Here is a 14517-nt window from a genome sequence, read left to right as displayed (position 1 = left end):
TATCATTACGAATCTCGACATATTTCTCTATACATGAATTTTAATGCTGTCTATTTTTTAGGTGCCGGTGGTATCGGCATGAGTGCGCTCGAACGCTATTTCCGCCAGCATGGTCTCTTTGTGGCTGGATACGATCGCACCCCTTCTACCCTCACCGACACCCTAGAAGCTGAAGGCATAGAGATTCATTTTGAAGATAATCCGGAGTTGATTCCTGCTCCTTGCCGTGATCCCAAACAAACCTTAGTGGTCTACACTCCTGCAATTCCTGCCGACCATCAAGAAATGGCTTGGTTTCGCAAAAATGGATTTGAACTTCACAAGCGAGCACAAGTATTGGGCACCCTCACTCAGTCTATGAAAGGGCTTTGTGTAGCGGGTACGCATGGCAAAACTTCTACCTCAGCCATGACTGCTCATTTGCTACACCAAAGTAAAGTGGGCTGCAATGCTTTCTTAGGCGGTATCACGAAGAACTATGGCACTAATTATCTGCTCTCACCGACCAGTGAGTATGTGGTGATTGAGGCGGATGAATTTGATCGCTCTTTCCACTATCTTCGTCCTTATGCCACTGCAATAACTTCTGCCGATGCTGACCATTTGGACATCTACGGCACGGAAGAGGCCTACCTCGAGAGCTTTGCACACTACACTTCGCTCATCCAACCTGGTGGCGCATTGGTCGTGCATCGCGGTTTGCGATTTGAAGAACGACTCCAGCCTGGAGTTCGTCGCTACGATTATAGTCGCACAGAAGGTGATTTTCACGCTGAACGCATCCGCATCGGTGGAGGCCGCATCGTCTTCGACTTGGTGTCTCCCTTAGGCAACATCGCTGACATTGAACTCGGTGTGCCTGTGAGCATCAACATTGACAATGGTATTGCTGCTTGCGCACTGGCACAACTAGCTGGGGTTTCTGCCGAAGAGATTCGCGCAGCGATGCTCTCTTTTGGAGGGGTGGATCGACGTTTTGATTTTAAGATTAAAAACGACCGCTGCGTTTTCCTCAGTGACTATGCTCATCATCCAGCAGAGATCAGACAGAGCATCCTTTCTCTACGTGAGGTGTTTGACGGTCGCAAAATTACAGCAATCTTCCAGCCTCACCTCTACACACGTACACGCGATTTCTACTCTGATTTTGCAGACTCCCTCTCACTACTCGACGAAGTGATTCTGCTCGACATCTACCCTGCTCGAGAGTTGCCCATTGAAGGTGTTACTTCACAACTCATATTTGATCGTCTACGTCCTGATATGACTAAGCGAATGGCGCATCTATCTGAATTGCCACAAATCATTTCGGAAGGTGACTTCGATGTGTTGGTAATTCTAGGTGCTGGAGATGCCGATACTTTCTGCCCTCAGCTCACGGATATACTCCTCAAAAAACAAGAAGCTAACGCTTAGCCAATTCTCTCGAGAGAGACCTCGTAGACTTCAGATGGAGAGTACCTGTCTTCGAGATAACACTTCACCTCCTTGTGAATGCCTCTCCCACACCTACCTCTGCAGCTCACATTTCATGCGTCCACTGTTCAAACTTCTGATGCTCTTTGGCATGACTGCCTATTTAATCTTCGCGTTTTTCACTTTCATCACGCGCGAAGACACTGCGCAGTGCAGAAATCTCAACATTGTGATTGCAGATAGTGCTCAAGCCACCCTCATCACAGGCAAAGATGTTGACCTAATGTTGCGCAAGACTGGCCTCTACCCCATTGGCAAGTGTATGAAAGATGTGGATTTAGTGCAGATGCAGCAAAAATTGCAGAGCGATCCCTTTATCCGCGAAGCCATCTGCATGAAGACACCTGGCGAAAATGTCAATGTATTTGTCGTGCAACGCCTTCCACTTCTGCGTATCATGGCAGACAATGGCGACGATTACTATGTGGATGGTAAAGGTTTTCCCATGGCAGCCCGCGGTTATGAAGCCGACCTGCCCGTAGTGACAGGACAAGTCACTAATGATTTCGTAAAGAAAAGACTCATCGCTTTAGGCGAGTTGTTGAGTCAAGATGATTTTTGGAACAATCAGGTGATGCAAATCCATGTGCAACCCAATCAAGATATTGATTTGGTGCTCCGCGTAGGAAATGCTCTGGTACATTTAGGGAAAGCGGAGAACTTCGACCGAAAACTTTGCAACCTCCGAGCTTTCTACGAAAAAGTATTGCCCAATGTTGGATGGAATCGCTATCAAGCCATTTCTGTGGCCTACGAGAATCAAGTGATTGGCATCAAACAGCATCCCTAGCTTTTCCACGACACTTCGAAGAGCACCCTGACTTTCAAGTCCAAAGCACAGCTACTATCTCTCAGTGCTTCGACACTGAACCTCAATATAAATCCTCCTTCCCCCAACCGATAACAAGAAAACTATCTTCCTATGCCACAAGACAGCTTCATTGCAGCCATCGTCCTCGGATCATTCCAGACCACTGGTATCGTAGGTCAGAAGACCACTGACGGAAGCATCAAGGTGCTCTCCTTCACCTCCGCACTTTCTTCAGAGTTCATCAGCAAAGGTCGCGTCTACAACCTGGAAAAAATGACCAATTGTCTGAAAAACATCAAAGAACATCTGGAGGAACAAATAAACTGCAACATAGGGAAATTCTATGTATCGGTCAACTGCATGGGTATTCGTTCTGTAACCAATAGCGTGACCATCCCTTTCAGCTCACGGGAAACAATTACACCTGATGTGGTGCGTATGGTGCTTGAACACAACCAAGAAACACGCAGCAATGATCATCTCTATTTGGAAGCTATTCCTTTGGAGTATCGTGTGGGAACTATGATTACCAACGAACCTGTGGGGATGCAGAGCGATAACATCCGTGCCGACTTCCTCAATATATCTTGCAACAGTACGGTGATTGAGACCATCGAAACATGCTTCCGTCGTGCTGGCATCACGATTGCAAAACTCACCCTTTCTACTACTGATTTGGGCAATGTGATTCCGACAGAGCAAGAGCGCAATTCCGGTTGTATATTTGTGGACATGGGTAGCCAAACCACCACTGTCGCCGTGTATAAGAGCCGCCTATTGCGTCATCTAGCCGTTATTCCCTTGGGTAGCGACAACATCACGCAGGACATTGTGAAAGTGTTCAATTGTGACGAAAACCGAGCCGAGGAATTGAAGCGCACCTACGGCTATCCTGATTTCCAAAGCTTGGATGACAGCGAAGAAAATCACATTGTTCTCGAAGGCGGTCGCAAATATAGTCAAAAGAGTTTAGCAGAAATCATCGAAGCCCGCGTGGAAGAGATTATTCAAAACGTGGCAGAACAAGCTAAACGTGCCAATATCAGTTTCGACAAACTCGTCAATGGTGTTATCGTCACAGGAGGAGCCGCACAACTACGCAACATCAGCAAAGCTTTTGAGCAACATTTCAAAGACCTCAATCTTCGCATCGTTAATACTCCTCCTCGTTTGAGTGTCATTGCAGATGATCATCGCTTTAATCAAAGTGGCACCTATAATGTTGGATTGGCTATTATTGAGACTGGAGAAATCGACTGCAATGGTGGTGAACGCATTATTCCCCAAGAACCTACGCTATTCACGGAAGAACATTCGCAGGCAGCAGAAACTAACGCAGAGATTCCTGTTGTAGCTCCAGCTGTCGAAGAACCAGCAGAACCAGAGACTCCCAAACCCGCAAAAGAAAACATCTTTAAGCGTGTGGGAAAATACCTCTCTTCTCTCGTCAGCGACAACGAATAGTCAGCGATTGAGATTGGTGCATTTGTTCAAAAAGAGACGAGACCTTTGAGAAACAGAGAATCGAACATCATTGATTAGTAAGTCTCTCTCCCTAGAAACTAGAACTCCCCTTCATGGGAATGACATTATCTCTGATTTGCTTACGCTCAGAGAGGACTTTAATATAGGCTAGGTAAAAGCGAAAAGTCTCAATTATCATAGAACAATGAGCTGCACCACAACTCGTATTCTTCCCTTCATCATAGTTTCTTCTCCCTAATCCCCCTTCCCTATGAGCGAGAACAACGACAACTTTCAAGAGGATCCCATCATCGACATGAGCTTTGATGATGACACTATGGTCTCTTTCTCAGATAATGCCAACGACACTACCGAAGTCGTGGCAGAACCTGCTACTACAGCATCTACTACTTCCAACGAAGATATGATTGTAGACATGGGCAATCCTGCGACAACCCCTAGCATCATCAAAGTGATTGGTGTGGGTGGTGGTGGTGGTAACGCTGTCAACTACATGTATCGCACTGGTATCAAGGAGGTAAACTTCGCAGTTTGCAACACAGACTCCAAAGCACTACACGATTCGCCAGTACCCTATAAGGTGCAACTTGGTAAAGATGGTCTTGGTGCAGGCAACCGCCCTGAACGCGCCCGACAAGCAGCCAACGAAAGCATCGAACAAATCCGTGCCTTGCTCGATGCCAACACCAAGATGGTGTTTATCACTGCTGGTATGGGTGGTGGCACAGGCACAGGTGCTGCCCCTGTCATTGCACATGAAGCCAAAGAACGCGGCATACTCACCGTAGGTATTGTCACTATTCCCTTCCAATTCGAGGGGAATAAAAAGATTGACCAAGCACTTGATGGTGTAGATGCTATTGCCAAAGAGGTGGATGCGCTTCTGGTAATCAACAATGAATTGTTGCGCACAGTATATCCCGACCTCACTTTCCGTTCGGCGTTTGAAAAGGCTGATACAACGCTCTCTACTGCTGCACGATCTATCGCAGAGATCATCACGATGCATGGTATCATCAACCTTGACTTCCAAGATGTCTGCACAGTGTTGCGCCAAGGAGGTATCGCCCTCATGAGCACAGGCTATGGCGAAGGGGAGAATCGTGTACGAGAAGCGATTGAAGATGCACTCAATTCTCCACTGCTCAACAACCGCGACATCAAAAGTTCGACGAAGATACTCCTTTCTATTTCGTTCAACGATCTCACGGACGAAGACAACGAACCCCAAGAGTTGATGATGGAAGAAATCAACGAAGTGGACAAATTCATGTCAGAGTTCCGCAAAGATGTCGAGACTAAATGGGGTGTTTCTATCGACCGCACACTCGGCAAGAAGGTTAAAGTCACCATCCTCGCCACAGGTTTCGATGTTAACTCTATCCCTGGCATGGAAGAACACCTTGCAGCCAAGAACTCAGAAGAGGAACAACGCAACGCACAAGAGGAAAACGAACGCGCAGAACGTCGTGGTCTTTACTATCAAACCAACAATCCTAAGGGCGTACAACCCCGATTCTACAAAATTTATCTCTTCGAACCCGAAGATCTTGAGAACGAAGAACTAGTTTCTCTCGTAGAAGCAATCCCCACTTGCCGTCGCACGAAGGAACAACTCAGCGAAATCCGCAGCAAGACACAAGGCATAGAGATTATAGATAACTAATCTCCCCTTGCCACAGCTATCTGATGTATTGTATAATCTTCTGTTAGCTGTGGCAAAGCCTTAACTGGACAACTCACACAAGCCTTCCGCATCTTCTGTACAGCCTTTCAGACAACTCCCCTTTAAGGCTTCATCTATCCTAACGCCGTCTCACTATATGTCAGAACACTTCAGCAGCTCTTCTCTCGAAATAGAATTGCCTCCTACAGCACCGGCACTACCTGCCAATATCAAGGTCATCGGTGTAGGTGGCGGTGGTGGTAATGCCGTGGCCAACATGTATCGTGAGGGTATTGAAGGCGTACACTTCATCGTGTGCAACACCGATTCCAAAGCACTCGAAGATTCTCCCATAGCCCACCAAGTGCAACTCGGACCTGGTTTGGGAGCAGGTGGACGTCCAGAAAAGGGAGCTGAACTTGCCGAAAAGCATGTGAACGAAATCATCAAAGCTCTTGGCACCGACACCAACATGCTCTTTATCACTGCAGGCATGGGAGGTGGCACAGGCACTGGAGCTGCTCCTATCATTGCTCGTGAAGCGATGAAGTTGGGCATCCTCACTGTGGGTATCGTCACCATCCCTTTCAAGTTCGAGATGCCCAAGCAGATAGACAAAGCTCTTGATGGGGTAACTCGCATTGCCAAAGAAGTAGATACGCTACTTGTCATCAACAATCAACGACTGCTTGAAATCTACTCTGACTTTTCGATGCTGAATGCCTTCCGCAAGGCTGATCAGACACTCACCAACGCCGTTAACTCGATTGTTGAAGTCATCAAGATGCGCGGTCGTGAAGGTCTCTTCGGCATGAATCTTGACTTCCAAGACATTGACACCTGTCTTCGTGGAGGAGGAGCAGCCATCATGTCATCTGGAGTTGGAAAAGGCGAACACAGATTGCGCGAAGCAATCCAAAGTGCACTCAACTCTCCTCTACTCAACGACACGGATGTTCAGAAGAGTCAGTCCTTACGCCTAGCCATCTTCAGTCCACCAGAAGGCACAGGTCATGCTCTCATGGTAGAAGAGTTGAATGAAGTCGATGACTTCATGAAAGGCTTTGAGACAAATCCCGACTTCAAGCATGGGTTTGTGGAAGATCCTCGACTCACAGAAGAAATCAAAGTCATCATCATCGCATCGGGTTTCCACAAGAAGCCTGCAGCAGAAGAAGAAACACCACAGTCGCGCGAACAAGAGAAGATACGTGACGAACGCCGAGGACGCTACTACGACCCGAACAATGAGAAAACACGTCGTCGTCCTCGCATCTACATCTTCGCAGATGACGAGCTAGACAATGAAGAACTGACACTTCAGTTAGAAGCACGTCCCACGGTGCGTCGCACTGACAGCGACCTAGCGCAGCTCCACGAAATTGGAGGAAGCCGTAATCCTATTGAGATTCTCGCTGACGAAACTGAATAATGCTAAAGTTACTTCTGCTTCGTTAACTCCAAGAGTATCTTTTACTTCTTTGAATCATCCCTCAACACCTATTACGCTATGCTTTTCGATCAAATCAGCACAGACATTATGGCCGCTATGAAGGGCAAAGACAAGGTGCGCACCCAAGCACTGCGCAACATCAAGAAATATTTTATCGAAGCCAAAACCGCGCCAGGCAGCAATGGCGAACTCACCGATGAAGCTGCCATGAAGATTCTCGCCAAACTGGCAAAGCAAGGTCGCGACACGGCTCAGCTTTACACAGAGCAAAACCGCCCCGATTTGGCTGAAGGCGAACTAGCTGAGGTAGCTGTCATCGAGACTTACCTCCCCAAACCTCTCACAGAGGAAGAACTCGCTGCTGCACTGCGCGAAATCATCGCTGAAGTGGGCGCAACTTCTCCCAAAGAGATGGGCAAGGTGATGGGCGTAGCCTCAGCTCGCTTAGCAGGTCGCGCTGACGGTCGTGCCATTAGCACCAAGGTCAAAGAACTATTGAGCTAACCTTGACCAGCAACTCTTTCGCAACTCACGAGGATTTCTCCTCACCCTCCCTACAACCCACCCATGTATTCTGATTTACATGGGTGGGTTTTCTTGTTTATCAAGAAAAACCTCCCGACTTTCGACCAACAACTCAGAAAAAATCACTAACTTAGCGTGCCGAAATACGGCTCATTTCGTCCAACAGTTCATCTCGGATGTCCCTCACCTCCATGATTTGAGAGTATATTTATCGCCAACAGATAAAGATATCGTTCATCTACATCTCGCAGCTCCTCTTTCAATGACAAGGTGAAGAAGCGCTCCAACTGATGATTGTCTCCACCCTGGGAGAACTGCTCTCCACAAAAGCTCCTGCCCCATGATATATAAGTGGAACTACCACACCCCTTCCTTAGAAGAAACCAACGAAGCCGCCCGCCTCGCTGCACAAGTAGGCGTGCACCCCGTCTTTGGTCAGATGCTACGCGATCGTGGCATCTATTCTCCTTTTGAAGCACGGCGATTCTTCCGCCCCCAACTCACAGACCTCCACGACCCCTTCCCCATGAACGACATGCAGGTAGCTGTGGATCGTCTCAATGAGGCTATTGCACGCAAGGAGCGCATCATGGTCTATGGAGATTACGACGTAGACGGAGTCACCTCTGTCGCACTAGTCTACAAATTCATCAGCCACCACTACTCACAAATAGACTACTATATCCCCGATCGCTACGACGAAGGCTACGGTGTGTCACGCAAAGGCGTAGAGTTAGCGGCAGAAATGGGCGTGCGCCTCATCATCGTACTCGACTGCGGCATCAAAGCCACCGAAGAAATAGCCTATGCCAAAGAACTCGGCATCGACTTTATCATCTGCGATCACCACGTGCCGGACGAAGTCCTCCCTCCTGCGGTAGCAATTCTCAACCCCAAGCGTCGCGACAACCGCTATCCCTACACCCACCTCTCTGGTTGTGGCGTTGGATTTAAGTTCATGCAAGCCTTTGCGGCCAACAATGGGATTGAGTTCAATCGACTCCACGAGCTTCTCGACCTCTGTGCGGTGTCCATTGCTTCCGACATCGTCCCCATCATGGGTGAGAATCGCATCTTGGCACACCATGGTCTACGCCGCCTCAACTCCAATCCTTCCATCGGACTTCAAGCCATCATCGAAGTGTGCGGGCTTCGCGATCGCGAACTCACGATGAATGACATCATCTTCAAGATTGGGCCACGCATCAACGCTTCTGGCCGCATGCAGAATGCCAAAGAAGCCGTGCAACTTTTGGTGGAAAAGGATTATCAAGTAGCTCTCGAACAAGCCTCCCACATCAATCTCTACAATGAAGCTCGCAAAGACCTTGACCGACAAATGACCGAGCAGGCCACCAACCAGGTGAGCCAAATGGAAGGTTTGGACGAACGTCGCGCCATTGTTGTTTACAATGAAGAATGGCACAAAGGCATCATTGGCATTGTTGCCTCTCGTGTCACCGAACAGTACTATCGCCCTGCCGTGGTGCTGACACGCACGGGCGACATGGCCACAGGTTCTGCACGTTCTGTCACAGGCTTCGACGTCTACAAAGCCATTCACAGCTGTGCTGACTTGCTAGAGAATTTCGGGGGACACCCCTATGCCGCAGGTCTCACACTCCCTGCAGAAAATGTGGCAGAGTTCACGCGAAGATTTGAAGAGTATGTGACCCATCACATCCTTGACGAACAAACGCAAGCCAGCTTAGACATCACCGCGGTATTAGATTTTCAAGATGTAAACTTTGATTTCTATCAACAGCTGCGCAAGTTTGCTCCCTTCGGTCCAGGCAATGAGCGTCCCCTCTTCTGCACCCACCGCGTTTACGACTACGGCACTTCCAAAGTTGTCGGTCGTGGACAAGAGCACATCAAACTCGAGTTAGTAGACAACAAGTCCAACACCATCATGAACGGCATCGCCTTCGGACAGAGTTCGCAAGCCCGCTACATCAAAACGCGTCGTGCCTTCGACATCTGCTACGCCATCGAAGAAAACAGCCACAAGCGCGGTGAAGTGCAGCTGCAGATTGAAGACATTCGCCCTTGCGAATAGCCGCTTTTGCCTAAGTCTGGCTACTAGTCCCCACATCCTTCAGCCCATTCGCTAGCCTTAGCCACACCTTCTCCGCCTCTCAAGCCACCTCTCCACCTCATGAGCGACATCTCCTCTCCCGATGATCTTTCTCTCTCTGCACTTGACCAACAACTGCAGGAGGTACTAGGTGCGCCCATTGATATACCCACCGACTACGTTCCCCCATCTTCGGCCCTCCCCTCTGTGACCCCTCTAGGTACAGACGAATCGGGCAAACTTCCCACAGACCCGCGCCTCATGCTCCAACGCGTGTGGGGATATCCCGACTTCCGAGGCATCCAACGCGACATCATCGACAGCATATTGGAAGGTCGCGACACCCTCGGCCTCATGCCCACCGGAGGTGGCAAGAGCCTCACCTTCCAAGTCCCCGCCATGATGATGGAAGGCACCTGCTTGGTCATCACCCCGCTCATTGCACTAATGAAAGACCAAGTGGAGCATCTGCGCAAGAAGGGCATCCGCGCCACGGCCATACACTCTGGACTTTCGCGCGACGAAATCAACCAAGAACTTGACAATGTCATCCTTGGCCGCTACAAGTTTCTCTATCTTTCGCCCGAACGGTTGCATACCGACCTCTTTCAGCTCAAGCTCAATTATATGAAGATTAGCTTCATTGCTGTGGACGAGGCACACTGCATTTCACAATGGGGCTACGATTTCCGCCCTTCTTATCTTCAGCTCAAGGAAATCCGCCAACTCCTCCCCCACACCCCCATCCTTGCGCTCACGGCCACAGCCACTGACACCGTCGTAGACGACATCCAAGAGCAGCTTCGATTTCGAGAAAAACGCGTCTTCCGCATGAGCTTTGCACGCCCCAACCTCACTTACCTTGTACAGTTGAGCGACGACAAAATGGGCGATCTCATCCACCTTTTGGAGCAAAGTGAAGGATCGGCCATCGTCTACACCCGTTCTCGTGGAGGCACTCGCGACACAGCCCTTGCCCTTCAAGCCGCAGGACTCTCAGCCCTCTACTACCATGCAGGACTGCCCACTGCCGACAAGACTTTCCGGCAGGAATCGTGGCAACGCGATGAAGCACGCGTGATGGTCGCCACCAACGCTTTCGGCATGGGCATCGACAAACCTGATGTGCGACTCGTCGTTCACCTCGATCCTCCCGATTCCATTGAAGCCTACTTTCAAGAAGCAGGACGTGCGGGAAGAGATGGTGCTCCTGCTCGCGCGATACTCTTGTTCAATGCTCGCGACACTCGAAGTTTAGCCCAACGCATCGGGCAGACCTTCCCCGCCAAAGACAAGGTACGAGAGATTTATGCCGATGTTGCCTACTATCTGCAAGTAGGAGAGGGAGAGGCAGAGGGTAAAGTTCGCGAATTTGATTTAGAAAAGTTCTGTATCAAGTTCAAACATTTCCCCCTCACTGTGGTCAATGCTTTCACCATTTTGGAACGAGCAGGCTATCTCTCTTACAGCGATAAGCACGACACAAGGTCGCGTGTCATGATGATTGTGCAGCGCGACGAACTCTATCGCATTCATCACCGCGTGCAAGGAGGTGACAAAATCCTCACCGCACTGTTGCGACACTACACCGGCCTCTTCTCAGACTACATCTTTATCGAAGAAGCTACACTAGCTCAAAATTGCGACCTCACCGAAAACGAAGTTTATCATGCGCTCAAAGCCCTCAATGCTGAACGCATCATACACTATATCCCCCGCAAAAGTGTCGCTACCATCACCTACCTCTTTCCACGAGTCGAAGCTCAGAAGTTGGCACTCACTCCCGAGGTTTACGAGGAACGACTGGCACAATATGAGCATCGCATCAACAGCATGGTCAACTATTGCACGGACTCCACCAGCTGCCGCAGCCAACTGCTCCTTGCTTATTTTGATGAAACCCACACCATTCCCTGCGGTCACTGCGATGTCTGCCAACAGCATCCTCTCTCCAGCCTTAGCAGTGAAGAGGTGAGTGCGCACATCCTCCACCTTTTAGGCGATGGTCAAGGGCACTCAGCCAGTGAGTTTCGGTTTACTCACATAGACGAACCTCGCGTGCAGGAAGCCATCGCACAACTACTCGATGCAGAAACCATCCATTTTGATGGTGCCCTCTTCTACAAGACATAAATTCTACCTCACGACTTTATAATCTTTCTTTCCAGTGGTACTCAACTATATTTGGTTAGCATTCTTTCTCATCGCTTTTGTCATCGCCATCGTGAAACTTCTCGTCTTTGGCGACACAGAAGTCTTTCCTGCCATCATGGCCTCCACCTTCGACACTGCCAAAACGGCCTTTGAAATCTCTCTCGGTCTCACAGGAGTGCTATCGTTGTGGATGGGCATCATGCGCATCGGCGAACAAGGAGGCGTAGTGGCGGTGCTTGCGCGCTGGCTTGGGCCACTTTTCAAACGACTCTTCCCAGAAATCCCAGAAGGACATCCCGTGGTGGGCAACATCTTTATGAATCTTTCGGCCAACATGCTTGGACTAGACAACGCAGCTACTCCACTTGGTCTGAAAGCTATGGAAGGACTGCAAGCACTCAATCCACAAAAAACACGCGCCACCAACGCTATGATCATGTTTTTGGTGCTCAACACGAGCGGACTCACCCTCATCCCCATCTCCATCATGGTCTATCGCGCTCAGCAAGGTGCTGCCAACCCCACCGATGTCTTTATTCCCATTCTCCTGGCCACCTTCTTTTCCACACTGGCCGGCATCATCGTTACAGCTCTCTATCAGCGCATCAATCTGCTCAACCGCACTCTTCTCCTCACCCTCGGTGGCGCAAGTGTGGTAGTAGCTGGCATCATCTACGGCATGGCTTCGCTCGACGAAACCATGATGGATCTCGTAGGCACCACCTCTGCCAATGTCATTCTGTTTTCCATCATCATAGCCTTTCTCATCGCAGGAATGCGCCGCCGCATCAACGTCTACGAAACGTTTGTGGAAGGTGCAAAGTCGGGCTTTGAAACAGCCGTGCGCATCATCCCCTATTTGGTCGCCATGCTCGTTGCTATTGGCGTGTTTCGTGCCAGTGGTGCCATGGATGCCCTCATCGGCGGCGTGCAATGGTGTGTAGCTCAATGCGGACTCGACGCCCAATGGGTGGGTGCTCTTCCTACAGCCTTGATGAAACCTCTTTCAGGTTCTGGCGCGCGCGGCATGATGGTCGATGCGATGCAAACCCACGGTGCTGACTCTTTCGTAGGTCGTTTGTCGTGCATCTTCCAAGGCAGCACCGACACCACCTTCTACATTCTTGCCGTCTATTTCGGCAGTGTCGGCATTCGCCACACCCGCCACGCTGTCATGGCTGGACTGCTCGCCGACCTCGCAGGCATCATCTCTGCCATCGGCATTTGCTATCTCTTCTTTGGGTAGCCCTTCGAGGAAATTTCTTAAAAATCTTCCTCAACTCAATTCTTACTGCTCCACAAGGGGAAGACGTGAAAGTAAACATTCCTTAAAATAGGCATTCTCGCGCACGCGTACACGCGCGTGCATACAGTATTTTCGACTTTTTGCTTTCACAACCTTCACAGATTTCGCTGTAACTCACTCGTACACAGCGAATAAGAAGCATCTTTCGGACAATTATTAACAATTACGAATAGTCTGCGAAAAGCTGAGAGAATACATTACTTGAAAATTTGCACCAAAACCAAGCTACTAACACACTGATAGACAAATCATAACAGAGAGATTTGTGAAGGTTGTGAAAGCAAAAAGTACAAAATTGCAGTACACGCGCGCGAAAGGAAACGATTCAACAACCTTTGCAGCACTCCACCAAACAACGTGCCTAAAATACTGCACGATACTCCGACAATTGTCAGAAAATCTCCGACGTTTTTTGGAATATCTCCGATATTTTTCCGTTTAACTCGGACATACCTTCCTATAACTCCGACATTATTACAAGACTCTCCATCAAGTCTTCGACCTTCTCCATCATTACAAAGTCTATCCTTGCCAATCATCGTGAGCAGCGCACTAGTGAGCACTAACATGAGGGAGGTGAAACCTACTACCATCACTAGTCGAAAGAGAAGATGTTGGTTTTTAGGGTAGAGTCGCGGTGTTTACGATAACTTTTTCCTACCTTTGCATTCATCACACGGAGGAATGCCCTCCACAACAAATCACTACAATGAAGACTCCTATCCAATCCCTTCAAGCTCCAGCAGCTATCGGTCCTTATTCACAAGCCATCGAGGCAGGCGGCATGGTGTTCGTGAGCGGACAACTGCCCATCGACCCCAAGACTGGCGAATTTGCCGAAGGCGACATTCAAGCTCTCACCCACCAATCTCTCACAAATCTCAAGCATGTGCTTGAAGAAGCTGGACTCACTATGGCAAACGTGGTGAAGACCACCGTATTCTTGGCCGACCTTGCTGACTTCGCAGCAATGAACGAGGTATACGCCACTTATTTTTCTGCTCCCTTCCCAGCACGTTCGGCGGTGGCAGTGAAGACATTGCCCAAGAATGCGCGTGTAGAAATCGAGTGCATCGCTGTTCGCTAGCCCTAGACTTCCGACGAAACGGCACATTTAGCCAATTTGTGCACCTTATGAGCCACTCTCATACCAGAGAAATTGCTCAAAAGGGGGATAAAAAATGCACAAATAAGGGTTATTTGAGCAAAAAACATACATTTTCCTCGCTAATTATTTGTGAGTATTGAAAATAAGGCTTACCTTTGCAGCCGTAATTACGTAAATCGATAATTTTACTCATCCAAAATAAAACAACAATCATGTCTGAAATTGCAGAAAAAGTAAAGGCTATCATCGTTGAGAAGCTCAGCGTTGACGCAGCTGACGTTAAGGACGAAGCAAGCTTCACCAACGACCTCGGTGCTGACTCTCTCGAAACAGTAGAACTCATGATGGATCTCGAAAAGGAATTCAACATCACTATTCCTGAAGAAGTATCTGAAAAGATCGCTACTGTAGGTCAGGCTATCGAATACATCGAAGCTAACGCCAAGTAATCTTAGC

General features: G+C 49.0%; 11 protein-coding genes. All 11 read left to right on the top strand.

The window, feature by feature from the left end; translation table 11 throughout:
• Positions 1-33 precede the first annotated feature (33 nt).
• The 11 genes from HMPREF9999_RS04120 to HMPREF9999_RS04065 all read left to right on the top strand — a co-directional run bounded on the left by HMPREF9999_RS04120 (position 34) and on the right by HMPREF9999_RS04065 (position 14510).
• Positions 34-1416 (top strand): UDP-N-acetylmuramate--L-alanine ligase, encoded by a 1383-nt coding sequence (locus tag HMPREF9999_RS04120; RefSeq protein WP_009437153.1) that lies wholly within the window; start codon positions 34-36, stop codon positions 1414-1416.
• Between the two features lie 115 nt (positions 1417-1531).
• Positions 1532-2266 carry a cell division protein FtsQ/DivIB gene (locus HMPREF9999_RS04115; RefSeq protein ID WP_009437152.1) on the top strand — a complete coding sequence of 245 codons (735 nt, stop codon included), beginning with the start codon at positions 1532-1534 and terminating at the stop codon, positions 2264-2266.
• Between the two features lie 132 nt (positions 2267-2398).
• A complete protein-coding gene (gene ftsA, locus HMPREF9999_RS04110; protein ID WP_009437151.1) occupies positions 2399-3751 on the top strand; it encodes a cell division protein FtsA in 1353 nt (450 codons plus the stop codon).
• Between the two features lie 424 nt (positions 3752-4175).
• On the top strand, positions 4176-5438 hold the full coding sequence (gene ftsZ / locus HMPREF9999_RS04105; protein WP_044063110.1) for a cell division protein FtsZ: 1263 nt from the start codon (positions 4176-4178) through the stop codon (positions 5436-5438).
• 157 nt (positions 5439-5595) lie between these two features.
• Complete coding sequence (locus tag HMPREF9999_RS04100) at positions 5596-6870, top strand: cell division protein FtsZ (protein ID WP_009437149.1); 1275 nt, start codon at positions 5596-5598, stop codon at positions 6868-6870.
• A 78-nt stretch (positions 6871-6948) separates the two neighbouring features.
• The gene (locus HMPREF9999_RS04095) at positions 6949-7395 is read left to right on the top strand and encodes a GatB/YqeY domain-containing protein (protein ID WP_009437148.1); all 447 of its coding nucleotides are present in this window, start codon (positions 6949-6951) and stop codon (positions 7393-7395) included.
• 361 nt (positions 7396-7756) lie between these two features.
• The gene (gene recJ / locus HMPREF9999_RS04090) at positions 7757-9475 is read left to right on the top strand and encodes a single-stranded-DNA-specific exonuclease RecJ (RefSeq protein WP_009437146.1); all 1719 of its coding nucleotides are present in this window, start codon (positions 7757-7759) and stop codon (positions 9473-9475) included.
• 99 nt (positions 9476-9574) lie between these two features.
• Positions 9575-11626, top strand: coding sequence for an ATP-dependent DNA helicase RecQ (locus HMPREF9999_RS04085; RefSeq protein ID WP_009437145.1), 2052 nt, complete (start codon positions 9575-9577; stop codon positions 11624-11626).
• Between the two features lie 34 nt (positions 11627-11660).
• The gene (locus tag HMPREF9999_RS04080; RefSeq protein ID WP_009437144.1) at positions 11661-12893 is read left to right on the top strand and encodes a nucleoside recognition domain-containing protein; all 1233 of its coding nucleotides are present in this window, start codon (positions 11661-11663) and stop codon (positions 12891-12893) included.
• Between the two features lie 769 nt (positions 12894-13662).
• Positions 13663-14040, top strand: coding sequence for a RidA family protein (locus HMPREF9999_RS04070; protein WP_009437142.1), 378 nt, complete (start codon positions 13663-13665; stop codon positions 14038-14040).
• 233 nt (positions 14041-14273) lie between these two features.
• Positions 14274-14510: an acyl carrier protein gene (locus HMPREF9999_RS04065; RefSeq protein ID WP_009437140.1), complete on the top strand. Its 237-nt coding sequence runs from the start codon at positions 14274-14276 to the stop codon at positions 14508-14510.
• The last annotated feature ends 7 nt before the right edge of the window (positions 14511-14517 follow it).

This window comes from Alloprevotella sp. oral taxon 473 str. F0040 (assembly GCF_000318095.2).
Lineage (GTDB): Bacteria > Bacteroidota > Bacteroidia > Bacteroidales > Bacteroidaceae > Alloprevotella.
Note: the sequence above shows the minus strand (reverse complement) of the source record. Positions and strands in the feature narration are given on the sequence as shown.